Here is a 22,128-nt window from a genome sequence, read left to right on the forward strand (position 1 = left end):
CATTGTGATCTCCTTGAGGGCCTCGCGGTTCCCCAAGGAGATCATCTGATATCAGGACCCTACTCCCGAAGCCGTATAACGGCCGTTATTCGCTCCGGCAGAGCCGGAGGCTTAGCGGATAGAGTTAGAATGGCGCCGAGCGCACAAACTGCCGCATTCTTACGTTTAAGTGCCAAGCGACACTGCAATTCCGATATCCGAAAAACCGTCAATTTCCGTGTGAAATCAGCGGCTTTCGAACTCTTCACGGCCGACTATAGAAATCCACGAGATCGTACGCCGGCTCTCCGGCGGCAAAAGCACGAATGCATGGCTCGGCATGGAAATCCTGGTCATCGCGATGGGGCCGGCAGGTAGCTGAGCGTCAGTCACATCATGGATCAACGTCCGAGCCCCGCCCTCCACCAAGCCCAAGGCTGCGGATGCTTTTCAGCTCGCCCGCTTCGGCGCCGGTTAGCAATATAAAATTCGGCAGCTTCGCGCCGCCATATCGAACGCTTACTGGACCATACCCGCATCCTTATAAGCGGACATGCAAACGCATGTAGGCACATTTGCGCCAACAGCGGCAACTGCCGTGGTGATTGACCTTAAGCCGGCCTTTGCGCTTGCTTCAATTCGCGGAAAATCGTCGAGCAATGCCGATTGGGCTTCTCTGCAATAACCGACGCCCACCTTTCGCCAACGGTCGATCGCGGCAATCATTTATGCCAATCCTGAAATCCACGGTCTGCAAATGCATGAATAGCTTCAATGGGGCTGCGGCCCTGATTGCGGTAGCCGAGATGCGACCGTTCGGTGTTGTAATAGGTCAGCCATTGGTCGAAATCGGCCTGCAAGGCATCGACGGTGTCGTAGAAATTATCGCGCATTTTAATGCGGAAGAACTCGTTGAAACTAATGGCGTTGAAACGTTCGATAAAGCCATTGGTTCTGGAAGTCTTAGCGCGTGGGCGGCGATGCTCAATGCCGTTGAGCTTCAGATAGAGCTCGTATGGATGGGGATCGGCACCCCGGAACTCGCGTGTGTTGTGAGTGAGGACTGCGGCCACGGACAGGCCGAGCTTGCGGAAGAATGGCAGCGCGCTGCCGTGCAGAACGGCTACGGCCACCTCTAGCTGTCTGGAAGCTTGCAGAAGTCCGAATGCGTAAGAACCATAAGTGTCGACGACGGCATGCAGATAGATTTTGCCAATGCCTTCGAAACTGCCAACAAAGAAAGTCTGAGCCACCAAGAGTTCGCCCGGCGCCTTGCTTTCCACGTGTCGTTCGCGAAAGCATGGATTGAGCTTCTCAACAAAGGCGGCCTGTTCAGTCGTCAAATCGACAGGCCTGCCTGCACTCTGCGCTTCCAAAGCAAGCCAGCGGTGATGCTGGCTGCCAAGTCCAGCATCGTTGAGAATCTTCTGGATGGTGATCGCGGAAACCCGTCTGCCGTCAAGCGCCAGCATCGCCTCGAGCCGGTTGCAGCCAAAGGATGGATGCTGCAGCGCTAGTTCACGAACGCGTGCGACCGTTTCCGCCGGGGTTTTCATTGGGTGGTTCTTGGCGACCGGTGGCTGGTCTTTCAATCCTTCGAAACCTCCCGCCTGAAAGCGTCGCTTCCACTCGTAAAAACTTGTCCGGTCCAGCCCTCGTCTGCGACAAGCTTCCGCGACATTGTCGAGCTCCTTTGCCAGTTCCAATACGCTCAGGCGATGTTCAGCAAGTTCGCTTGCGGCATCGCGCTCGCTCCGTTCTTCAGACCCCACCGCTCGCACCATAGTTTCTCCTCCTCAAGTAAAGAGTACGGAAAGAAGCTTAAGAGAAAAACACTAATTTATAGGGAGAGTTCACAGATGAAATTACTGTTCATCATGACGCCCCCCATTGTTATTAAATAAATATGTCGATAATTTCACACAGGTATTTATTAAAATCATATTGACTCTAATCACACTGAATGTATACTTATAAAACCAATAGATACTGATGAGTATATATTTTCATGCTGAGGAGTTTTTCAGATTCCTCTATAAAGAATATTTTATCTACTAAAATGGAGCCTTCTTGACAATATGTATTGGGTATCTTCCAATATATATACATTGAAATATCGTTTTTTTGGTAGTAATCAAGTAAAGTAAAGGAGTTTTGGCATGGATACACTCAATCATAATCTCCCGGAAATCTCAGAAAGCGAAGCTGCTGGGCTTTTCCTGATAGATCAGGCAATGGCCTTCTGCTTTCAGGGGGCGCTTCGCGCCGCAGCGGTTCTCGGCATAGCGGATCAGTTAGTGAATGGACCTAAAACAGCTGACGAGCTTGCGACGGCGGTGGGAGCTGACGCCGATCGACTGCACAGAATACTTCGCCTTCTCACCACGCGGGGCATTTTTCGCGAAGTTGGAAGCAGGCGGTACGCGCTGACGCCAGCCGCAGAATATCTGCGGTCGGATGTGCCTCATTCATTTCGAGCAGCTGTGATTTGGCTTACCGACGAGCCGATGTTGCGTCCTGTCGGGAACCTCGTCGAGAGCGTCCGCGGCAATTCAGCATTCGAGCACATATACGGCATGCCCTATTTCGAATACTGGGCGCAAGCCCAAGTTTCGTCGGGGGACTTCGATGAAGGAATGTGTTCGTATTCGACGCTGGAGAGCTCAATCCTCGCGCGCAGCTATGATTTCCCGAAGGATGCGACCGTTGCCGATATTGGCGGTGGTTTCGGTATTTTGCTGCTGAACGTTCTAAAGATAAACCCGACCCTGCACGGCATCTTGTATGACCAGGAGCACGTTTTGGCCAAAAACCGTCTGGGAGAACTGGGCGACGATAGCCGCTTTGAGCTCGTGGCGGGGAATTTCTTCGAGTCCTGTCCGCCCGCCGACATCTATCTTCTGAAGTACGTCATACATGACTGGGATGATAAGCGCGCCACGCAGATCCTGCGCTGCTGCAGGCAAGCGATGGCGCCAGGCGGCAAAGTGCTCATCATGGATCCGCTCATACCAGCGGGCAACTCCTGGAGTACCAGCAAGCTGGCAGACATGATTGTCATGGCTGCCTGCCACGACGGCGGTGGCACCGAGCGCACGGAGGAGGAATACCGTGAGCTTCTGGGAGGCGCTGGTTTGCGGCTCAACCGCATCATCGATACGGGCACCTTCGTACCGATCATCGAAGCTGTCGCCGACTAAAACACCTGGCGGAAATCACCAGCATGACGGGCGCCTATCGGCTCGACAACGATAGGCGCCTCCGGGAGGGCGTGCGTCAGAATGGAAGCGCTCGCCGGCACCGGCAGTCTATCCAGCCGGACCATTGCCAACCAAGATCACGGAGACCATCGATGACCATTGCCGTGTTCCCCGATCTCTCATCGGAAGCTTTCTTCGCGGATCGCTATTTCACTTACCGGGTGCTGCGCGAGAAATTTCCGTTCTTCCGTACTGAAATCGACGGCGAGCCTTGCATCCTGCTTACGCGCTACGCCGATGTCGATGACATTCTGAGACATCCGCTGGCTACCATCCAGTCCGCGCCGGACGATTTTCCTGAAAAGCGCATCGGCCAAAGATCTGCAGAGCGCTTCTATCACGAAACCTTCTGTAATCTGGATGTGCTCGATAGCCTCCGGCTCCACCGGGCTGTCGCGCCCGCATTCACGCCGCAAGCGGTCGCAAAGATGCGTGGATGGATGAAAGAGGTCATCGAACGCCACCTGGCAAGACTGGATGACGAGACGGAAATTGACTTCATCGCCGCATTCGTATCGCCGGTGACAGACGAGCTTGCGGGCAGGCTGCTGCATGTGCCTGCTGTGGATGCGGGAAGACTGCTTCGGAGATCGCATGACCTGATTACGATCATCTGTACGGGAAGCCCGGTAAACAGCGCTCTCGCAGCGCCAAATGAGGCGATGCGTTTATATTTCGCGGATATAGACAATATTCTCCGTACGCTGGGGACTGCGAAGCTTCCAGAGAACGATTTCATCGGCCTAATGCTCGCAGCGGCGGGCAAGGATATCGGAATGATACATTCCGAGATCGTCTCGGCGATAGCTGGCTTCATAGCCACAGCCTATCATACGATGAAATCGACGATCGTGAACGCGACGCTAGCGTTACTTCGCCATCCTGATCAAAAGATACGCCTCATCGCGCAGCCGGACCTCGCGCGCTCAGCCTGGGAAGAGACTCTTCGTTTCGACGGGCCCGTGCATTTCATCCATCGGTTTGCGCGTCACCCGATCGTGATCGGCGGCGTGCCGATCGAGCCCGGATTGCGACTGGTGCTCAGTATCCAATCCGCAAATCGTGACGAGCTACAATTCTCCAACCCGGATCGGTTCATTATCGCCCGCCCTAATAACGGCCAGCTCGGTTTCGATGGAGGCCCTCACTTTGATTGGGGAGCCCAAGTTGCACGTCTCGGGGGTGAGCTCCTGATGCAACGTCTCTTTCAGCGGTTCCCGAAGATGTACGTCAAAGAGGTTCAGACGGCTCCTGCCGGAGACATTTCATTCCCAGCCCTTACACGTCTGGATGTTTCTCTTCGGTAATCAGCAATCCTGTCGCATTTTGCCCGGAGGCTAACCAAAATGGATATTCTCACGACACCAGATCTCACATCGGAAGCCTTTTTCGCCAATCGATATCCGACTTACCGGGTACTGCGCGACAATTTCCCGTTCTTCCAAACCGAAATCGAGGGAGAGCCGTGCATCGTCCTTACCCGCTATGCCCATGTCGACGAGGCACTGAGAAATCCGCTCGTAACCATGAGGCCCGAGCCCGGCAAGCTACCGCAGGAGTTTCTTGGCAATTCTCCCGGCGCACGATTTTACCGGGAATCGGCAGCTACTATGGATGCACCTGATCACACGAAAGTTCGTCGGATACTGTCGCCGGCGTTCACCTCGCGGGCGATCGGGAAAATGCGCGCGTGGATGGATGAGACAATTGAGCGTCTTTTGAAAAGGCTCGAAGGTGAAACGGAGGTTGAATTCGTCTCCGAATTTTCTGGTCCACTGGCTGCCGAGGTTTCTTGCAAACTTGCGCATGTCCCGGTCGAGGAAGCTGGAGAGCTGATCTCGAAAGCGCACGATATGATTACCTTGCTGGGCGCATCGAAGAGAAGGCCGGGCGTACTTGAAACGGCAGATGCGACGGGGCAGCTCTACTACGCTTTGGTAGAGGATGTGCTCGACAGGATGAAGGGTAAGGAATTGCCCGAGGACGATACCCTGGCCGTTCTGCTTGCTGCAGAAGGCCGCGAAGACGGCTTGACACGATCTGGTCTCGCGACGTTGCTGATGGGGTACCTGATCGCCGCCTATCATACGACGCAGTCTGCAATCACGAATGCAACGCTTGCTCTGCTTCGCCACCCTGACCAGAAGGCACGGCTTATCGCGCAGCCGGAGCTTGCGCGTTCTGCCTGGGAAGAGATCATCCGTTACGATGGACCCGTACATTTCAGGCATCGCTATGCGAGTGCCCCGACCACGATCGGAGGTAAGCCCATCGAGGCTGGGCAACGACTTCTGCTCGGTCTACAGCCCGCAAATCGCGATGAGCGGCGCTTTCCGGATCCCGATCGCTTCATCATAGATCGCCCCGACAACCGTCACTTGGCGTTCGGCAGCGGCCCCCATTTTTGCATCGGTTCCCAAGTCGTTCGTCTCGAAGCCGAGCTCCTCCTGCAGCGGCTCTTCCAGCGCTTTCCGCGAATGAGCGTGAAGGATGCTCAGTTCTCTCCCGTTCCGGATTTGTCGTTCCCAATGCTCACACGTCTGGTTCTTTCTCTTCGATGAAGGAGCACGTTATGCACGGACTGCGCGTTCACATTCATAAAGATATGTGCTGCGGCTTCGGCAACTGCGCGACGGTTTGCCCTGCCGTATTCCAGCTGGACCACGAAACCAATCGCGTGAAATGCGTTGATTGCGCGCCCATCGATGTGCACGCCGACGCGGTCGCCCGCGCGGCCGATGAATGCCCGGCCCAAGCGATCAGTCTTCTGATCGCCGACGCTGCACCCTAACGCAGCGGGAGCAATTTGTCGGACCGATCACAGTGCTATTGTGAAGTAAAGTACAATCTAGAATTGCCTAAGACGCCCTTCTACAATCCTTGGATTGTCTATAAGTGGAGAGTAAAAGTGACTGGTTACAACAGGCATTTGGCCATTGTTGGCGGAGGAGCAACCGGTGTTAGCGCCTTTATGGCTGCTGTACAAAATCGGATTGCTAAATCGATCTACATCATTGATCCGAGGCCTATCGGCGGCATGGTGTTTGGAGCCACCGACGATGACATCATGTGCAACACACCTGTTGATGTTTCATCCATTGACAGGGCGTACTCCAGCGATCTTCTTGATTATCTCAAACATGTCGGAGTTGATGCGGCGGATTCATCGTACGTCCCGCGTCGCGTAATTGGGGATTATATTAAATACAATTTCAGAAAGTATCTCCAGGAGGCAACACGTTCAGGAATAAATGTTTTAAAAATAGATTCGTCCTGTTCACGAATTAACGCTTTATCCCGCGGAAGATACGAACTGGTACTTTCCGGTCATACCGTTTGGCCTACGATTTGCGCCACAGACGTCATTCTATGCACAGGGCACGGCTTGCCCAAGGTTCCACTCATTTTTGGACCGTATTCCGAGCATTTTACATTTTTCCGGAGCCCTTACCCAGAAGCCGAGATGCTGGCAAAAGTGCCAGCAAGCTCCGATGTGCTGATCATTGGTAGTAAACAAACGGCAATGGACGCAACTCTCCTGCTTTGCCGGGAAGGGCATCGAGTAACTATGTTGTCCCCGTCCGGCGAGTTGCCCGCTGTTCGGCGAGGCTTTGCTCCCAGCTATAAGTTCCCGATAGAGCAGAGCGATTTGCGGGAACTGATAGCTTTGTGGTGCCCTGATGGCTCTCATTTGAACGACCGCTCCATCAGAAAAAAATACCTTTTATATCTCGCAAGAACATTAAGAAGATTCAGTAATACGCCGGTAAGTCGACAGTTCTCTAAGTTAAAGGAGACAAGAGAAAGACTTTCCGAGGAAATTCATATCGCGGATGATTATAACTGCAGATGGGAGGATCTGATAATAAGCTATGTGGACGCGATAAATTCCATTTATTTTGACTGTAAAGAAGTTAACGCACATGATTTTCAGCCCGGCTTCCGGCGCAAAATGATGCGTTACATCGCGGCGGCTGCTTTGCCAAACGCAAAGAAGATTCTCAAGCATATCGGGAATGATGTCCTTGCAGTTAAACAGGGAAACGTAACGAATATCCAAGCATCGCAGGCTGATGGCAAAGCCTGGAAGGTGAGATGGGATGGCGGCGAGGGGCGGTTCGATGCCGTCGTATGCGCCACCGGCTTTCAGAACCACCACTACTACTTTGACGACGCCGGAGCGTTGGTCCTCGACAGCCATCACGCATCCGCCGTAGGCAGAATCGATATCGCTCACGATCTGTCTATCCGCAACCCAAGGACAAATAAGAGAGAAAATATCTGGGTGACAGGATCAGCAACGCACCATCGAATACTTACATCGAGTGCAATATTTCTTTCTATTCCACAAGTAACAGCTGCCATGAATAGCATGGTTAATGCCGTATATGAAAGCTTAGGAGGTGAGCATGACTTAGTTGGAAAATAGTTGACAGGGTTTTGATATATCATCTGATGGCGTTTGGACGAATAGCCTGCGCTAAGTTTGGGAGACAACGTTGTGAACAAGCACATGCACAAGCCGGAAGCACAAGTTTCCGAAGCCGAGGCCGCCTCCCTGTTCCTGCTGGAACAGGCAATGGGGTATACATATGTGGCGGCGCTGCGGGCCGCGACGGAACTCGGTGTTGCCGATCATCTCGCTGACGGACCGAGAGAGATCGGGGAATTAGCGCAGGCGACGAAGACCGATAAGCTGAAGCTGTATCGGATTCTTCGACTGCTCGCCACGCGGGGTGTATTCCGCGAAGAGGAAGGTGAACGCTTCGCCTTGACACTTCCAGCAGACTTCCTGCGTACGGATCGGCCCCAATCCCAGCGGAGCGCGGTTCTGATGCTCACCGACGAGACGTTCTGGCGTCCAATTGGTGAACTTGCGAAGAGTGTCCGCGGGGAGTTCATCTTCAAGCATATTTTTGGCATGTCCTTCTTTGAATATTGGGCTCAGGAGGGGGTTCCGGCGGAAGACTTTCACCGTGGAATGTCGGCGATGTCGGAGGTGGAAAACCAATTTCTCGTCCGCAGTTACGATTTCCCAAAAGATGCAACCGTCGTCGATGTGGCCGGCGGATTAGGTGGTCTGCTGCTGCGCGTACTGCGGGAGAACCCCACGTTGCATGGTATTCTGTTTGATCGTCAGCACGTTCTGGACAGGAATCGCCTAGGTGAATTGGGCGATGACAAACGATGGAAACTCGTGGCAGGGGATTTCTTCAAATCATGCCCGAAGGGAGATATCTATCTGCTCAAGTACATTATGCATGATTGGAGCGACGAGAACGATATCCGTATCTTGCGCAACATCCGCGAGGCAATGGCTCCTGGCGCGCGCGTGCTCATCATGGATCCGGTCCTTCCGGAAGGAAATACGCCGCATCCAGGTAAGGAGATGGACCTCCTCACTATGGGAATTTACGAAGGAGGTCGTGAGCGCACGGAGAAAGAGTTCCACCGATTGCTGGCGGGGGCAGACCTGCGGTTGAACCGCATCATTGATACCGGCAGCTATGTTTCGATCGTCGAAGCCGTCGCAGCCTAATGGCGTGCTCCAACAGAAATGAGTGATTCAGGGTAATGTCTCCGTCGAGCTTGGCAGCTCGACGGTAAAACCGTATGTTGGTTTTGCACCTGAGGAGGTTGCCCTTAGCTGTCTTCCGTGGGTTGCTCGGACAGGTCAAGCCGATCCTCACGACAGAAGGGCGCACCGTGTGCTGGCCTCGCGATGTGGCCTGAGCCCTGCAGAAGAGCCGATGGAAGATGCCGCGACCAAGCTCGCCGCTGTCGCCATTTAGCTCTATTGTCAGCGTGCCGGCCCGCGGTCCGGGCGCCGACACTCTGACGCTCACCTAGCCGCGGTGCTGGTGTGTTCCTACACACACGTCGATTTTCGGGACACTCGGGTGATGAGCAGCTGTTAGCGGTTCCAGAGATGAGGCCGCGGAACGGTCCGCTGAGGTTCCCCATCGCTGAACGGCAGCCAACTAATCCTCGACGTCCAAAACCGGACTGTCAGGAAACGTGAAGAGTTTCGGGCACCGGCGGGCGTACGAAACTCTTCACGTGAGCCGTATGGCGGCTTACTGAGTTTTCGGCCAGAACCGGACAGTCAGCAGATGGCCTCTATTCCATGGATCGGGTTGCGTCCTTCTCAAAACAAGCTGCTTCGCTGCGAGGTCGTGAAGCACACGATCTGCGGTCCTATGACATCAGGTTGAGGTGGAGTGCGGGCGCAGCTACTTGAGGCGTCATTCGCCGTCATGAATCAAAGTCCAAGCCCCCGCCCTCTGGCCAAGCCCATGACTGAGAGCAAGCCGCTGGCCTAGACTCATTCCGGCGTCGAAATCGATATGGATGCCAAGGTCTCGTTTCCGGTTGGCGAGGATGGATTCAAGCTGCGGGTCGCGTTCGAGGCTTTTCGCCATCTCGCCCATCACTGACCGCGTGGCCTTATAGCCGGACATATCGCCTTCCCTGTACTGGCGCTGGCTGGTGTGGTCGAGCTTTTGCCAGCGTTCCACGAACAGGGCTGCTGACTTCGAGCCGGCATTTGCACGCTGGCCCGCTGCGCCGTCTCCGAATGAAGTGGGGGGTGAACTTATCCACGCGCTGGTTCATGTGAAGATGATCGCACCTGTTCCGGAGAGGCGATTTTGCACCCGTGATGCGCGGTCAATCTCTTGAAATCCGCAGATTGTATCAAGCTTCGTCTTTGACAAGATCTGCTCAAGAGGAAGCGCCGCTGTGAATCTTGTGAGGCTGCGGCGGCATGCTGTCACCCGTCTTCAAAGGCTGGGCAACAGCTTCTCCTTTCACCTTGTGGGAAGGATCGCGCGATGGTGGATTTGCAAACCATTGAGGCTTGGCGGAATGCCCCGCGTCTAAACTCCTTTGCTGCGTTCTTTGAGCAGACAGCGCGCGGTCTTGCAAACATGCCTGACCTGGCGAAGCCGGCGCCTGACATGAACCTGCTGGAGTTCGATATCGCTTGCATGACATTCTGGGACACTCACCGGCGCTTGTGGGGCCACTTTGACAACCACTATTTTGCGAGTATCCCCTACCGGCTCGAAGAGGAATGCCGCCTAGCCGCAGCGATACTTCCGTTTGGTTTGGCAACATGGGGACGCACCAAACAAGCCGCGACGATCTACACCTTGGGAGCAGGTGCAGGCACACTCGCGAGAGCGTTGGCAAGACTTGGTGATGGCCGGCTCAAGACCCTGAATTGCAGCCCGACTGCCGGCAATCGTGCCTGCTTTTTCGCACGAAGAGGGAGCGAAGATGCGTATTTCCATCATGGTCCGTTCTTCGAACTGGACGATGAACGTTATGCTGCCGATGAAAATCTTCAACCGTTCCGCGATGGATATGATCTGGTTATGGAGGATACAACCTTCCAGATGTGCGGCTGCGACCGGGAAGAACAGCTTTCTGTCATAGCACCGCGAATTCGTGCTGGCGGCTTGCTGGTGCAAATTCAAAAGCTCATGCACCCGGACATGAAAACCTACCTCGAACGCGAGCGCCAAAAGGACGAACAGTTCAAATCACGGTATTTTTCACAGACGCAGATCGTCGTGAAAAAGCGCGACGTTCTCGATATTATGGTGGATTTTCAGGTCGATTTGGAGAGCTCCATTTCCGCCCTCAGCTCGTACTTCGACTATTCCGCCATCACATGGAACAGCGGAAATTTTTACACGATCGTGTCGTCCAACTCATTCACCTCCCTACACAATTTCATCACATCCATGGTGAAGCCGGCCATACCTCAAGAGTATTGTTATGCGATCCTGCCGCGTATTTTCGCACGTGAGAGTATGCCACCGGGACCGGCAGAATGGACGTGGCGATCTCCCCGATCGGTTGGACCGAAACTTGAATAAGGGCCCGGACAATTGCGTCGTTCGGATGCAGGGATGGGGAAGCGATCAATGGACAGCCACCAAGTGAATGGGAAATCCGCTGACAGCCTCCGCGATCCGAGCACCACGATTGACGTGAGAAACACCCTGTCACATCTCATGCCGCATCTGGATGAGTTCTGGAGCCGCCCGCTCAAGGATTACGCATGGGCGGTCTATGATGTCGAACCTAACCGAACTGGATGCTCACCTCGTGACGAGGCCATATCCTTCCTGCGCAAATGTGTCGAACGGGTCGCCCTTGGATCGGGAGCTGACCAGCAGGAGGCACAGCAGGCCGCAGATCAATTAGCCGCCTCCCCGATCATTCAAAGCGGACCGCATTGCCATCTACTGTTTGAACCGGATGCCTTCTACACGCATCTGTTCAGCCTGCTCGGCCTTGGCGCGCACAGGCTCCGGTGGCATATCTGCTACAATGCCTCGACCGTAAAGTTCATAGAAAGATCGAAAAAGGGACCCGGATGGCTTCACCTTAATGGCGAAGCGGTCAATGTCTTCGGACTTCCCCGAAGCCGGATGGATTCCTACAGCGTTTGCGGCTTCAATGGCCCCTATCGCTTCATGCTGTCGGGGCGAAAGAGCGGGGAGCCGGCGAACGCAGCCGCCACCAGGCTCAAGGCTATCCTGCCGAACACCGAATTCTCGTCGGCCGCGAATGCTATCACGGCCGGCAACCAGGCGATATGGAAGAAGGCATTTCCGCCGCAGGTTCGGCTCCTTCAATTCGACGATATCGATGTCGCTGATCTCGTAGCCGACCATCTTGAGGACACGGGATCGTGGCTTTCGACGCGATTTATCGGCAATGGCTCGTTCGCGCACTCCATTTTGGAAGCGATCGATAATCTCAACGCCGATCCATGGGCGGGATGGATCCGCCGCACCACGGATCTCTTCTGGGGGCTGGCGGAGGGAAAGATTTTTCCCTTGCGATTGGGATGCAATGTTCTTTCAGGTGGATATGGATCACGGTTCGAAGTCCGGTTCTCCCCGGCAGACATCGCTGCTGCGCTCCGCCAACGAAAAATAGTTCCCAGCCTGTTCACGACGTTTCTGGTGACATCCATCCTGCCGGGCGTGCGCGCTCTCGGCGGCTGTCGGCAGACCGTCTATTATCCTCTCATGCGTTATGTCGTTGCCAACGCGCTCGAAAGATTAGAAGAACGGGACCTGTTAAAAGCTCTCCGCGCCGATGCCCGCCCCGGAGTATGGGGGCATCGCGTCCTGAAGCCGAGTGATGGGTATCCGTTGCTGGAGATCGAAACGAGCAGGAGCATCCTGGATCTGCTGACGAACTACAGTGAGCAGTCGTTGGCGCAAGCGTGTGGGGACCTCGCCAGCTTCACGAGCGATCCGATCTGGGCAGAGCTTTCCACATGCATTGCAAATGGAGCGGTTCATGCACAGTCGCCCGAATGGCGATGGGCACAGCTCTCGTAGAACCTCGATTGTGGGAGTTGACCATTACTCTTGCCAGCAGCGGTTCTGCGAAACCTATCGGAGTCGGATATGGCGACGAATAAGCGGGAAATCTCGATCAGACGCCTCTCGATGGATGAGATTGATGCCTTCCGCTGCATTCGCCTTGAAGCGCTTTCCCGCGAGCCCACCTCATTTGCAAGCAGGTTTGAGGATTGGGCCGATCTTCCCGACGAGGAATGGCGCCAACGGCTGAATAATCCGGTTTTCGTCGCGTTTCTGAACGGTCAGCCAGTCGGCATGATGGGACTATCGCGTCATCGTCCGAGCAAAATGGCGCATCGCGCCGCCCTCATCGGCGTCTATGTGCACAAGAGCCAACGTGGGACAGGGATCGCGGAAAACCTTCTGAACAAGGTTGCGGATTATGCAAGAAGCATTGGAGTTCTGCAGCTTGAACTGGCAGTCAGCGCCGAGAATCCGGCGGCATTGTGCTTTTACCGGCGTCATGGATTTGTCGAGATCGGCCGAATTCCTTGCGGTTTCCTGCACAACGACAAAAAAATTGACGAGGTGACGATGGTGCGTCGGCTGAATGGATAATGCTTTTTCCCTCACCGTCCGAGATGCAAAGCGACCTATAATTTTCCTGTTTTTAGGCGCTAATTTTCCAGCTTGAGCATCGCGCCGCTATCGTTCAATTCGCGGGCATTGCAAATATGTGGTGGCCGCGTGCGATCACTTTCTGGGCTAACGGCGCGATCCAGTTGTGGGTGCCCCCTCAACCAACTGTGCGATGCCGCGTACTCGATTGCCGGCCGAGCGAACACTGCCTTCCAAAACGTACCTATCGCCGGGGTTCTCGGACACGGGGCTATTAACGGACACACCGCCCCGCCACCGGTGCAACAGTTTCACTGTGGCTTCGTCAGTTCACAGCTTCCAAACGTCTCCTTCTGACCTCACGATAGGCGAGCAACAAAACGATTCGTTCGTCATGGAAAATGAATGTCCCGAGACAGTGAGAAGCCAGTTGTTTTCAGCCATTTATTCCAGCGGGTATTTAACCCTTCTCTCGGAACCGTCAGCGAGGGAACGGTTACCCAGCACGACATTCAAGAAGCGATAATTTTGCTTCAACAGGAGGAGGGCATTTCCCTCAAGCCCGGCAATCCGGCGAACTTCCTCAAAGACTTCTTACGCAGTCATTCTCGTAACGCGCAGTGGCCTGAAGAAATTGCAAAGGCGCGATATACAGCAAGGCAGGCCTACGGCGATAGTCGTGTGTTCGAGTTCGTTCCGTATGCCAACGAGCAGGAAGTTCCATTTCCGGACGATTTCGCTCTACCCGAAAGCGCAACGATCCATCCCATCGAAGCGGTATCTCTGCCTTCGGCAGCGCGCGCCCTGGGACGGGGCGACGAAGCATGGCTCATCCAAGTTTGCGTTCATCAGCGTCTTCTTCAAACGCATTTCGCCCTTTTTTCGGATATCGAGGTTATCGACCTGTTCCACTTGCAAAACAGCCTAAAGGGCACACCAGAAATCGACGCCGTGTTCCTACTTGTTTTCGATGTCGGAAGGATCGCCAAAAAGGCGCTTGTGACCTTGGAGGCGAAACGCGGAGACCCTATTCTTCCCGATCAAATCAAAGGACAAGTCGCGTTCATGGCAAAGCAAACCCGGAGGCGCCCTGGGCTGAAGGATGTCGAATTCATCGTTCCCGTAGCAGCGAACACATTAAAGCGCGACGGCAAAACCGTCGTGTCGATCTTCGAGATGGAGCCTATATCCGTTGCCGACGGCATTTCGGCGCACGATAGAAAGAGCAGTCACGAGTTGCCGCTGGTGATCTCAAAATCCGTTGGATACTCACTATCGCCGCAAGTATCGGGTATCTGATTCTACAGACGCAGCACACGGAAAGACGATGGAAACCCGCACACCCGGTCAGCGCCGACGAATTATGCAGTCAGTAGGCCAAAAAGACACAGGCCCGGAAATGCTGGTACGCCGCGCGCTTCATAAACTCGGGTATCGATACCGGCTTCACGCCAAAGACCTTCCAGGGCGACCAGATATGGTCTTTCCTGGTAAAAGAAAGGCCATATTCGTCCACGGTTGCTTCTGGCATGGGCACGATTGCGCAAAGGGCAAACTGCCAAAGTCGCGTCCAGAATATTGGATACCTAAGATCGAGGCAAACAAAGCTAGAGACGAAAGAGTGATTGATGAGTTAAAGAAGTTAGGCTGGGATGTGATAGTGATTTGGCAGTGCCAGACCAAATCGCTGCCGGTGACGATTGAGAATGTGGTGGATTTTCTGGGGAAGCGGGGCGTTGCTGTTGGCGATGCCCTTTCCGAAAACGAACTGAACGAGGGCAACTGATGGTCCGACCGATTGGAATAGATCTTTTTTCCGGCGCAGGTGGGCTCAGCCTTGGCTTCGAACAAGCAGGCTTTGATGTTCGTGCTGCCGTAGAGATTGATCCGATACACGCTGCTACCCACAAATTCAATTTCCCGGATTGTGCCGTCCTCGCCAGAAGCGTGGTCGGGCTGTCCGCTCAAGAGATACGTGACGCGGCGGGTCTCTTGCCAGACGAAAAGGTTGACGTAGTGTTCGGCGGGCCTCCTTGTCAGGGCTTTTCGATGATCGGTCATCGCTCAATGGAAGACCCCCGTAATCGTCTGGTTCACGAATTTGTTCGAATAGTTGCGGAATTAGACGCCAGCTACTTCGTCTTTGAAAACGTCAAGGGACTCACCGTAGGGCGCCATCGTGCATTCCTAGAGGAGTTGGTGGTGGCGTTTGAAAAAGCGGGCTACCAAGTACGCACGCCGTGGCAGGTTTTCGACGCCGCACAATTCGGCGTGCCGCAGCATAGGCAGCGCTTGATCCTCGTTGGCGCGAAGCGTGGACTTGCGGTGCCGAAATACCCCATGGCGCTGACCGCGCCCGCTGATGCGAAAGCTCCTACGGACTTGCCGAAGGGCCCCTCAGCGCGGGATGCCCTGGCTGATCTACCCGATGCAGACAAATTCGGAAAGCTGGCCCACACCGATATTGTGGCGAACGTGACCTATGGCAAGCCGAGTGCTTACGCCTCTGAGATGCGTTGCCTGAATAACGATTCTTGGCATTTTGGATATCCGCGCAACTGGCCGTCAGGCAGCCTGACCTCCTCGTGGCAGACAGATCACACGGAAATTTCTCGCATGAGATTTGCCGAGACCAAGTCCGGCGAAAATGAGCCGATCAGCCGCTTCTATAAATTGTCGGTTGATGGGCTTTCCAACACCTTGCGCGCTGGGACTGACGGTGCGCGTGGCGCATTCACAAGCCCCCGTCCAATCCACTACAAATACAATCGCTGCGTCACTGTCCGCGAGATGGCCCGATTGCATGGTTTCCCTGATTGGTTCCGCCTGCATTCAACAAAATGGCATGGAGCGCGGCAGATCGGCAATGCTGTCCCTCCCCCCTTTGCACGGGCAATTGCGAGCAAAATCATCAGCGCTATTGGCGTGACACCATCGCGTCCGGCCCACGCTATCAATCTCGGCGATCCTGCATTGCTCTACATGACGTTATCTGAAGCAGCGGCAAAGCTGGGTGTAGAGGCCCCTAATTCGCGGCGCGATCAGCGTTCCGGTACTAAAAAGCGGAAGCAGCACGAGACCGAAGCGGCACGACTGGCAGCGCTTACCGCATTGTCAAATGGCTAAAGCGGTACGAGGCACAGTCTACCAGGAGATTATCGAGAAGATTTTCCTCGATAGATATAGCCCTGGCCTGACTGTCATCGATTTTGAGAGAGCGGATATTGACGCGACCGCAATCGCGATGGGACTTCCCGCGCCAAAAAACCTTGGCGACCTCATCTACTCTCTTCGCTATCGGACATCCTTTCCGCAAGCGATACTTTCTACCCAGCCCCAGGGCATGGAATGGATTATCGAAGGCGCTGGCAGGGCGCGTTATCGATTTGTGCTGGTTAGGCTAAATCGTATTCTACCCAGGGAAGATTTGGTCACGATCAACATCCCTGACAGCACCCCGGAAGTCATAAGAAAGTATGCCCTCGACGATGAGCAGGCACTTCTCGCTATCGTTCGATACAACCGCTTGATCGATATCTTCCTTAGCCTCACAACCTACTCGCTTCAAAACCATTTGCGAACAACGGTCCAGGGCATAGGGCAAATCGAAATCGATGAACTTTATATGGGCATTGATCGACATGGCTGCCATTACTCCATCCCGGTCCAGGCCAAGGGTGGCACCGACCAGATTTCCGTCGTCCAGACGAAGCAAGACCTTGCGTGGTGTGCTCAGAAGTTCCCAGGAATGCGCGCACGAGCGATCTCTGCCCAGTTCATGGCCGGTGAGCGTGTGGCAATGTTCGAACTGACTGTCGAAGACGATATGGTGAAGGTCGTGGAAGAGCGCCACTATAAGCTGGTGCCCGCCAATGGCCTGGATAGCGCTGCCGTCATAAACTATCGTTAAACGATCTTCCCGCCCATTCATTCGATCTTAAACCGGACAATAGCGCTTAGCTATCACCGACAATCCACGATGTAAGAGTTGCCCTGCAACTTCGGCTATAAAATTTTGGAACATGAACACAGGTACATTGAAGGGTAAGCATCCGGTGCCTCCTTGTCGTGAATTTGCTGTCAATTTTCGAGCTTGGCGAGGCGGGATCTTCAATGTCGTCTAAGTGAGCGCTTACGTTACGTCGCCAACTACGGGGTGTTTCGGCATGGAATTGTGTGCCGCTTGACACTCGTGAGATTGTTGCTGATGGGCAGATGAGCTCCAGGCTCAAAATCAGCAATGGTCTGTCGGGATACGTTAGCTGCCTTTTCAAAATTTGCTTGGCTCCAGCCCAACATAGCTCGTGCCCCCTGGCATTGCTCCGCTGTAAGCCGGTGACCGCTCGTCATTCTGGCTTCTTGAATCGCACGCCGACGCCACCGCCATTGCGTGCGATGAATTCAATGCCGGCATCCTCCAGCGTTATCCTGATCAGTTTTAGGTTTGCCGCCGTGATCGGCGGCTGCCCGTCACCAGCTTCCGCGCGACGTATTGTCGTAACACCAACACTTGCAGCCTTTGCGAGATCTTCTGCGGTCCATCGGAGCAGCGCCCTCGCCGCCCGAATTTGGGCTCCGGTTATTCCATTCATTTTTTTTGATTTCTCATTGAAGATTTTACGCCAAGGTGATATGAAAACGCCCATTGCGGCTGAAACCGGTGTTGCAACCACCGGCTCCAGCCTGACCACAACCAAGCTGCAAGGAGCTCGGATCATGGCTGATTCCGACAATAGCAGAACTTTGCCTCCGGTCACGCTGGAGAACTGCAAATCGGTTCCACCTTATCAACTTCCTGAACATCATTGCCTGCGCGCCTATAAATCGAAACGGTCTTCCGTGCTCAGCGAACCCGAGACCGGAGGGAGATCGGGCGAACGGCGCTATAGCTGACGTGTAAATTGGGGCGCATCCGACATCTCACCTAGCCGATTGGTTCCAGAATCCACGGTTAGTACCGAGCACAACCGGGAGCTTCTCCGGCATCCAGATTGCTGGGTTGTGACGGGCGCACTGTATCAACCGATTTAAGAACGGTCGAATCCTATTGGAGAGCCGAGGACTCCTGCTCGGCTGCCGTTTGCTTCTCGCCGTTTTCAGATTTCGCGCCAATGGAAAATGCCGGGTGGAAAACCCTTTCAGGGGCCTAACGCCGGCTGCGCCAAGAATTCACAGAGGGAACTTCATGATGAAACAAAGAAACAGATTTCGGCCATTTCTGCTGTCAGTGCTGCTGCTATCACTCGCATTCTGCGGGGCTTTCTCGGTGCGGGCCCAAGCGCAGGAATTGCGCGTGACCACGGCCTACAAGCTGATGACGCTTGATCCGCATTACGCGAACCTCAACGAAAACACTTCACTGCTCTCCCATATCTACGAGCGGCTTGTCTATCAGGATGAGCAGCTGAACCTGAAGCCGGGTCTGGCGACATCCTGGGAGCGGCTCTCGGACACGCAATGGCGATTCAAGCTGCGGGAAAATGTCAGGTTCCATGATGGCTCCCCCCTCACCGCAGATGATGTCATCTACACGATCGAGCGCATCCGGGACTTTCTGAAACCGCCGAGCGGCGGCTTCCAGTCCTATGTGAGCGGGATCAAATCGGTGTCCGCGGCCGATCCCATGACCGTCATCGTCGAGACGAAGGCCAGCGCTCCGACCCTGCCGCTCTCGTTTTCCTCGATCTTCATCATGCCCAAGCCAGCGGAGGATTTCAGGACAACCGAAGAGCTTAACGCGGGGACCGATCCGGTCGGAACCGGTCCCTACAAGTTTGCGGGCTGGAGTTCCGGCGAAACCCTGAAACTCGTTAGAAACGAGGACTATTGGGGAGGAAAGCCCGCCTGGCCGACCGTCACCTTTCGGGTGATCGAGAGCCCTGCGGCCCGTGTCGCAGCGCTCACCACCGGAGAGGTCGATGTCGCCGATTCCATTCCGGCACGCGACGTGGGAGCTCTGAAGCAGCGTGGCGCGAAGGTCGAGAGCGTGGGGGCGGCACGTGTCAACTTTCTCCAGTTCGACGTGGCGAGCGAAACGCTTCCCGGCGTGACAGGCAAGTCGGGCGAACCGATTGCCAATCCCTTCAAGAACCCCATGGTTCGAAAGGCCCTCGCCTTAGCAACGGATCGCGGAATTCTGACCGACAAGATCCTGGCGGGCTATGGCACACCTGCGTCGCAGCTCTTCCCGACCGGCTTGCCGGGCACGTCCCCCAATCTCGTTGCCGAGCCCCCGAAATATGATGAAGCGAAGGCGCTGCTTACCAAGGCAGGCTATCCGGATGGCTTCAACCTTGTTCTCGCGGGGCCAGCCGGTCGTTATCCCGGGGATGGCGAGACCCTGCAGGCGGTCGCGCAAAGCTGGGCCCGCATCGGCGTGACCGTCCAGCCGACCGCCGCGCCGTTTTCCGTTTTCAATACCAAGCGTGCGGCCGGCGAATATGCCGCCTGGTATGGCGGCTGCTCAGGCGAGGCCGTGGACATCATGCTCGACGCGCTCCTGGCATCGCCCGATCCCGAGCGGGGCGCCGGTGCCCTCAATTACGGCAACTACAGGAACGAGGCTTTCGACAAGATGCTTGCGAAAGCCGAGAGCATCCCAGAGGGGCCGGAGCGGAACAAGGCGCTTGCCGACGCGACGGAATTCGTCATGGCCGACCAGCCGATCATTCCGCTTTACCATTTCCATCACATCGTCGGCTACGGCAAGCGGGTCGCCTCCTATGTGATGCATCCCCGCGGCTGGACCACGGCGATGCAGACCATTCCGGCGACGGAGTGAACGATCATGGCCTTGATAACAGTCGCTATGGGTAGGCTGTCACAAGCCTTCCTTCTCCTCCTGGTCATGTCGATCATCGGTTTCATCGGCATTCACAGTGTCGGCAATCCGGTCTTCAACGTCGTCAACATCGAAACCGCCACGCCCGAGGATATCCGGCGCGCGACGATCGCTCTCGGGCTGGATCAACCTGTCTGGCGTCAGTACCTGCTTTTCATCGGCAATGTCGTCACGGGGAATTTCGGAACCTCGTACATCTATCATCTGCCCGCCTTCGGTCTGGTGATGAGCAAACTGCCCGCGACGCTCGAACTGGCGTCGATCGCGATGCTCGTGGCAGCGCCAGTCGGAACCGTGCTCGGACTGCTTGCCGGCAGGCGGAATGGTACGCTCCTCGACCGATCCATCCTGAAGACGAGCGTGTTCGCGCTCAGCGTTCCGTCATTCTGGCTGAGCATGATGCTGATCCTGCTCGGCGCGATCCTGACGGGCTGGTTTCCGTCCGGCGGCAGAGGTTCGACAGTGAGCCTGCTGGGACAGGAATGGAGCTTCCTGACCTGGAATGGCCTGTGGCATCTGACCCTTCCCGCGCTTGCCTTGGCAATACCGAACATCGCCCTCATCGCACGCCTGGCGCGGTCGGGCACGATCGAGGTCGAACAGCTGGATTTCACGCGGTTCTGTCGGGCCAAGGGACTTTCACCGCGCAGGATCCTGTTCCGCCATACGCTTCCCAACATCAGCGTACCAATCGTCACGATCATCGGCCTGCAATTCGGCGGCATGCTCGCCTTTGCGGTGGTCGTGGAATCGATCTTCGCCTGGCCGAGTGTCGGAAAGCTGCTGATCGATTCCATCCAGCTCCTCGACCGGCCGGTGGTGATGGCGACATTGACCTTCATTTCGGTCGCCTTCGTCGTGCTGAACGCCCTTGTCGACCTCTTTTACGCCGTGCTCGATCCGCGCGTGCGCCTTTCCACATGAAGGTGACATCATGAAAGCCGAAATCATCCGGGTGCTGGGAAAGCCCCCATACGGGCCGGCTCTGACCGTATCCAAAATCGTGCTTGCAGCATATATCCTGCTTGCGCTTGCGGCGCCGGCAATAGCCCCGCAAAATCCCTACGACCCGCTGCAGATCTACGGATGGGAAGCCTCCTCTCCTCCCGGCACGATGGGAAGTGGCGGCTATATATACCTGCTGGGGACCGATGGCCTGGGCAGGGACATCGTCAGCACCATTCTCTATGGCTTGCGCATCAGTCTTCTCGTCTCGATCACCAGTGCGGCCATCGCGGCCTTGATCGGGCTTACGGCCGGCGTCAGCGCGGCCTATTTCGGGAAGTGGGTCGATGTCGCGATCATGCGGCTGGTCGACCTCCAATTGAGCTTGCCGACAATTCTCGTCGCGCTGATCGCCATCGTCACGCTCGGGCCGGGGATCGATCGCATCATTCTGGCCCTGATCATCGCTCAATGGGCGACTTATGCCAGGGTGGTGCGCGGTGTTGCGCTCAGCGAAACCGGCAAGCCCTACATGGACGCGGCCCGGCTGATGCGGCTGCCCACTTCCCGGATCATCTTCCGTCATCTGCTTCCCAACAGCATCGCGCCAGCCGTCACCCTCATTCCCATCGAGGTCGGCCATGCCGTCGCGCTGGAGGCAACCTTGTCATTCCTGGGCCTTGGCGTTCCGATCGACAAACCTTCCCTGGGCGCCACGGTCGCCAACGGATTTCAGTACCTTCTGACCGGCCAATACTGGATCAGCCTTTTTCCCGGTCTTGCCCTCGCCGGTCTGATCGCAAGCATCAATCTCGTCGGTGAAGACGTCCGACGCCGTCTCGACCCAAGGAGCCGTTCGATATGACTCTCGAAACCGCAGACATCCCATTGCTTCAGGTGAGGAACCTCGGCCTTCGCTATCTCTCGGCGTCCGGCCCGGTGCCGATCCTCCACGACGTCAGCTTCGAACTGGGGCGCGGCGAAATCCTCGGCATCATCGGTGAATCGGGCGCGGGGAAGTCGACGCTAGGGTCCGGACCCAATAACGGTCTTTTCAAATCAGTCTGACGATGATTCACTTGCTCCAATATGGAGCGATGAGATGACTGCTTTCTTTTGGTTTTCCGATGAACAATGGTCCCGGATCGAGCCG

Annotated in this window: 18 protein-coding genes and 2 pseudogenes; 17 read left to right on the forward strand and 3 right to left on the reverse strand. The window is 55.5% G+C overall.

Going from position 1 to position 22,128, the window contains the following annotated elements:
- Positions 1-701: 701 nt before the first annotated feature.
- The gene (locus C5748_RS25810) at positions 702-1,763 is read right to left on the reverse strand and encodes a helix-turn-helix domain-containing protein (protein WP_105745723.1); all 1,062 of its coding nucleotides are present in this window, start codon (positions 1,761-1,763) and stop codon (positions 702-704) included.
- A 375-nt stretch (positions 1,764-2,138) separates the two neighbouring features.
- On the opposite strand from C5748_RS25810, the gene C5748_RS25815 reads away from it, so the two are divergent.
- The 6 genes from C5748_RS25815 to C5748_RS25840 all read left to right on the forward strand — a co-directional run bounded on the left by C5748_RS25815 (position 2,139) and on the right by C5748_RS25840 (position 8,778).
- Positions 2,139-3,179: a methyltransferase gene (locus C5748_RS25815; RefSeq protein WP_105745725.1), complete on the forward strand. Its 1,041-nt coding sequence runs from the start codon at positions 2,139-2,141 to the stop codon at positions 3,177-3,179.
- A gap of 152 nt (positions 3,180-3,331) precedes the next feature.
- A complete protein-coding gene (locus C5748_RS25820; RefSeq protein ID WP_158259937.1) occupies positions 3,332-4,546 on the forward strand; it encodes a cytochrome P450 in 1,215 nt (404 codons plus the stop codon).
- Positions 4,547-4,585: 39 nt separating this feature from the next.
- Entirely contained in the window at positions 4,586-5,800 is a 1,215-nt protein-coding gene (locus C5748_RS25825) for a cytochrome P450 (RefSeq protein WP_105745729.1), read from the forward strand.
- An 11-nt stretch (positions 5,801-5,811) separates the two neighbouring features.
- On the forward strand, positions 5,812-6,030 hold the full coding sequence (locus C5748_RS25830) for a ferredoxin (RefSeq protein ID WP_158259938.1): 219 nt from the start codon (positions 5,812-5,814) through the stop codon (positions 6,028-6,030).
- A 117-nt stretch (positions 6,031-6,147) separates the two neighbouring features.
- Entirely contained in the window at positions 6,148-7,668 is a 1,521-nt protein-coding gene (locus C5748_RS25835) for an FAD/NAD(P)-binding protein (protein WP_146119630.1), read from the forward strand.
- Between the two features lie 72 nt (positions 7,669-7,740).
- Positions 7,741-8,778 (forward strand): methyltransferase, encoded by a 1,038-nt coding sequence (locus tag C5748_RS25840; protein WP_199194904.1) that lies wholly within the window; start codon positions 7,741-7,743, stop codon positions 8,776-8,778.
- A gap of 723 nt (positions 8,779-9,501) precedes the next feature.
- Here the strand turns inward: C5748_RS25840 and C5748_RS25845 are convergent.
- Positions 9,502-9,775: pseudogene (locus C5748_RS25845) on the reverse strand (hypothetical protein); the annotation flags it as partial.
- Positions 9,776-10,072: 297 nt separating this feature from the next.
- Here C5748_RS25845 and C5748_RS25850 point away from each other — a divergent pair.
- From C5748_RS25850 to C5748_RS25880, 7 genes are all read left to right on the forward strand, one after another.
- Positions 10,073-11,125, forward strand: coding sequence for a class I SAM-dependent methyltransferase (locus C5748_RS25850; protein WP_105745735.1), 1,053 nt, complete (start codon positions 10,073-10,075; stop codon positions 11,123-11,125).
- A gap of 243 nt (positions 11,126-11,368) precedes the next feature.
- Positions 11,369-12,607 carry a hypothetical protein gene (locus tag C5748_RS25855; RefSeq protein WP_199194906.1) on the forward strand — a complete coding sequence of 413 codons (1,239 nt, stop codon included), beginning with the start codon at positions 11,369-11,371 and terminating at the stop codon, positions 12,605-12,607.
- Positions 12,608-12,676: 69 nt separating this feature from the next.
- Positions 12,677-13,189: a GNAT family N-acetyltransferase gene (locus C5748_RS25860; protein WP_105745737.1), complete on the forward strand. Its 513-nt coding sequence runs from the start codon at positions 12,677-12,679 to the stop codon at positions 13,187-13,189.
- Positions 13,190-13,594: 405 nt separating this feature from the next.
- Positions 13,595-14,488, forward strand: coding sequence for a hypothetical protein (locus C5748_RS25865; protein ID WP_105745739.1), 894 nt, complete (start codon positions 13,595-13,597; stop codon positions 14,486-14,488).
- Positions 14,489-14,516: 28 nt separating this feature from the next.
- Positions 14,517-14,975: a very short patch repair endonuclease gene (locus tag C5748_RS25870; RefSeq protein ID WP_105745741.1), complete on the forward strand. Its 459-nt coding sequence runs from the start codon at positions 14,517-14,519 to the stop codon at positions 14,973-14,975.
- Positions 14,975-16,315 carry a DNA cytosine methyltransferase gene (locus tag C5748_RS25875; protein ID WP_105745743.1) on the forward strand — a complete coding sequence of 447 codons (1,341 nt, stop codon included), beginning with the start codon at positions 14,975-14,977 and terminating at the stop codon, positions 16,313-16,315. Before C5748_RS25870 ends, C5748_RS25875 begins: the two co-directional genes overlap by 1 nt.
- Positions 16,308-17,099, forward strand: a complete 792-nt coding sequence (locus C5748_RS25880) for an endonuclease (protein WP_199194905.1) — start codon at positions 16,308-16,310, stop codon at positions 17,097-17,099. Before C5748_RS25875 ends, C5748_RS25880 begins: the two co-directional genes overlap by 8 nt.
- A 436-nt stretch (positions 17,100-17,535) precedes the next feature.
- Here C5748_RS25880 and C5748_RS25890 read toward each other — a convergent pair whose 3' ends face one another.
- Positions 17,536-17,781, reverse strand: coding sequence for a helix-turn-helix transcriptional regulator (locus C5748_RS25890; protein WP_105745747.1), 246 nt, complete (start codon positions 17,779-17,781; stop codon positions 17,536-17,538).
- A 596-nt stretch (positions 17,782-18,377) separates the two neighbouring features.
- Between C5748_RS25890 and C5748_RS25900 the strand changes: the two genes are divergently transcribed.
- The 4 genes and pseudogenes from C5748_RS25900 to C5748_RS25915 form a co-directional block, all read left to right on the forward strand.
- Positions 18,378-19,970 (forward strand): ABC transporter substrate-binding protein, encoded by a 1,593-nt coding sequence (locus C5748_RS25900; RefSeq protein WP_105745751.1) that lies wholly within the window; start codon positions 18,378-18,380, stop codon positions 19,968-19,970.
- 6 nt (positions 19,971-19,976) lie between these two features.
- Positions 19,977-20,954 (forward strand): ABC transporter permease, encoded by a 978-nt coding sequence (locus C5748_RS25905; RefSeq protein ID WP_105745753.1) that lies wholly within the window; start codon positions 19,977-19,979, stop codon positions 20,952-20,954.
- Between the two features lie 10 nt (positions 20,955-20,964).
- Entirely contained in the window at positions 20,965-21,840 is an 876-nt protein-coding gene (locus C5748_RS25910) for an ABC transporter permease (RefSeq protein WP_105745755.1), read from the forward strand.
- Positions 21,837-22,010 (forward strand): annotated as a pseudogene (locus C5748_RS25915) (ATP-binding cassette domain-containing protein); the annotation flags it as partial. The gene C5748_RS25910 and the pseudogene C5748_RS25915, both read left to right, overlap by 4 nt.
- Positions 22,011-22,128 lie beyond the last annotated feature (118 nt).

The sequence above is a fragment of the Phyllobacterium phragmitis genome (genome assembly GCF_002980495.1).
In the GTDB taxonomy this organism is placed as follows: Bacteria; Pseudomonadota; Alphaproteobacteria; order Rhizobiales; family Rhizobiaceae; genus Paramesorhizobium; species Paramesorhizobium phragmitis.

Bases quoted from the DNA above. Each gene is read 5' to 3' on its own strand.
- C5748_RS25815 (WP_105745725.1), top strand. From the start codon at position 2,139: ATGGATACACTCAATCATAATCTCCCGGAAATCTCAGAAAGCGAAGCT.
- C5748_RS25900 (WP_105745751.1), top strand. From the start codon at position 18,378: ATGAAACAAAGAAACAGATTTCGGCCATTTCTGCTGTCAGTGCTGCTG.
- C5748_RS25910 (WP_105745755.1), top strand. From the start codon at position 20,965: ATGAAAGCCGAAATCATCCGGGTGCTGGGAAAGCCCCCATACGGGCCG.
- C5748_RS25810 (WP_105745723.1), bottom strand. From the start codon at position 1,763: ATGGTGCGAGCGGTGGGGTCTGAAGAACGGAGCGAGCGCGATGCCGCA.
- C5748_RS25860 (WP_105745737.1), top strand. From the start codon at position 12,677: ATGGCGACGAATAAGCGGGAAATCTCGATCAGACGCCTCTCGATGGAT.
- C5748_RS25890 (WP_105745747.1), bottom strand. From the start codon at position 17,781: ATGAATGGAATAACCGGAGCCCAAATTCGGGCGGCGAGGGCGCTGCTC.
- C5748_RS25870 (WP_105745741.1), top strand. From the start codon at position 14,517: ATGGAAACCCGCACACCCGGTCAGCGCCGACGAATTATGCAGTCAGTA.
- C5748_RS25865 (WP_105745739.1), top strand. From the start codon at position 13,595: ATGTCCCGAGACAGTGAGAAGCCAGTTGTTTTCAGCCATTTATTCCAG.
- C5748_RS25820 (WP_158259937.1), top strand. From the start codon at position 3,332: ATGACCATTGCCGTGTTCCCCGATCTCTCATCGGAAGCTTTCTTCGCG.
- C5748_RS25830 (WP_158259938.1), top strand. From the start codon at position 5,812: ATGCACGGACTGCGCGTTCACATTCATAAAGATATGTGCTGCGGCTTC.
- C5748_RS25880 (WP_199194905.1), top strand. From the start codon at position 16,308: ATGGCTAAAGCGGTACGAGGCACAGTCTACCAGGAGATTATCGAGAAG.
- C5748_RS25875 (WP_105745743.1), top strand. From the start codon at position 14,975: ATGGTCCGACCGATTGGAATAGATCTTTTTTCCGGCGCAGGTGGGCTC.
- C5748_RS25905 (WP_105745753.1), top strand. From the start codon at position 19,977: ATGGCCTTGATAACAGTCGCTATGGGTAGGCTGTCACAAGCCTTCCTT.
- C5748_RS25825 (WP_105745729.1), top strand. From the start codon at position 4,586: ATGGATATTCTCACGACACCAGATCTCACATCGGAAGCCTTTTTCGCC.
- C5748_RS25850 (WP_105745735.1), top strand. From the start codon at position 10,073: ATGGTGGATTTGCAAACCATTGAGGCTTGGCGGAATGCCCCGCGTCTA.